The organism is Neisseria sp. P0021.S007 (genome assembly GCF_051956855.1).
This window is the reverse complement of sequence record NZ_JBQCXA010001783.1, coordinates 1-435: the sequence shown is the minus strand read 5'-3', so window position 1 is coordinate 435 and position 435 is coordinate 1. Positions and strand designations below refer to the sequence as shown.

Sequence of the window (435 nt, the reverse complement as noted above, 5' to 3'; positions counted from 1 at the left end):
ACTTGTTGAAGATTTGGTGCATTTCATCATAAGACAGGCCCAAACCGTCTTTCATGAATTGGTACGCTTCGCAAATCAACTGCATATCACCGTATTCGATGCCGTTGTGCACCATTTTGACGAAATGGCCTGCGCCGTCGCGGCCGACCCAGTCGCAGCAGGGTTCGCCTTGCGGGGTTTTGGCGGCAATGGCTTGGAAGATAGGTTTGACGGCGGGCCATGCGGCTTCGTCGCCGCCGGGCATGATGGACGGGCCGTGACGCGCGCCTTCTTCGCCACCGGATACGCCCGCGCCGATAAAGCGGATGCCTTTCGCGGCCAGCTCGTGTGTACGGCGGGTGGAATCAGGATAGTTGGCATTACCGCCGTCAATAATGATGTCGCCTTCGTCCAAAAGCGGAACGAGTTGTTCGATAAAATCGTCAACAACAGAGC

Annotated in this window: 1 protein-coding gene; it reads right to left on the bottom strand. The window is 56.3% G+C overall.

All coding sequences use genetic code 11. The features are described from left to right. Positions 1 to 435: NAD(P)-binding domain-containing protein (locus ACTHUR_RS21440; RefSeq protein WP_440400824.1), on the bottom strand; the 435-nt coding region annotated here is incomplete at both ends.